Raw genomic sequence first — 965 nt, 5'->3', positions numbered from 1 at the left:
CCTTCTTCCATGGCGATCGGGGCGATCAGCTTGACGGTGATCGACACGTTGTCGCCCGGCATCACCATCTCCTTGTCCTTGGGCAGCTCGATGGCGCCGGTCACGTCCGTGGTGCGGAAGTAGAACTGGGGACGGTAGTTGTTGAAGAACGGCGTGTGGCGGCCGCCCTCGTCCTTGCTCAGCACGTAGATCTCGGCCGTGAAGTGCGTGTGCGGCTTGACCGAACCCGGCTTGCACAGCACCTGGCCGCGCTCGACGTCCTCGCGCTTGGTGCCGCGCAGCAGGATGCCCACGTTGTCGCCGGCCTGGCCCTGGTCGAGCAGCTTGCGGAACATCTCCACGCCCGTGCAGGTGGTCTTCTGCGTGGCCTTGATGCCCACGATCTCGATTTCCTCGCCGACCTTGATGATCCCGCGCTCGACCCGGCCGGTGACCACCGTGCCGCGGCCGGAGATGGAGAACACGTCTTCCACCGGCATCAGGAACGCACCGTCCACCGCGCGCTGCGGGGTCGGGAAGTAGGTGTCCATCGCGTCGGCCAGCTTCATGATGGCCTTCTCGCCCAGGTCGCCCTTGTCGCCTTCGAGCGCCAGCTTGGCCGAGCCGTGGATGATCGGGGTGTCGTCGCCGGGGAAGTCGTACTTGGTCAGCAGCTCGCGCACTTCCATCTCGACCAGCTCGAGCAGCTCGGCGTCGTCGACCATGTCGCACTTGTTCAGGAACACGATGATGTGCGGCACGCCCACCTGGCGCGCCAGCAGGATGTGCTCGCGCGTCTGGGGCATCGGGCCGTCGGCGGCCGAGCACACCAGGATGGCGCCGTCCATCTGGGCGGCACCGGTGATCATGTTCTTGACGTAGTCGGCGTGGCCCGGGCAGTCCACGTGGGCGTAGTGGCGGTTGGCCGTCTCGTACTCGACGTGCGCGGTGTTGATCGTGATGCCGCGCGCTTTTTCTTCCGGAGC

General features: G+C 66.1%; 1 protein-coding gene. It reads right to left on the bottom strand.

Going from position 1 to position 965, the window contains the following annotated elements; genetic code table 11:
- A partial coding sequence (gene tuf / locus GON04_RS13125; RefSeq protein ID WP_157398527.1) for an elongation factor Tu occupies positions 1-965 on the bottom strand: 965 nt, incomplete at both ends.

The sequence above is a fragment of the Ramlibacter pinisoli genome, from assembly GCF_009758015.1.
Lineage (GTDB): Bacteria > Pseudomonadota > Gammaproteobacteria > Burkholderiales > Burkholderiaceae_C > Ramlibacter > Ramlibacter pinisoli.
This window is presented reverse-complemented; position numbering and strand designations above follow the sequence as displayed.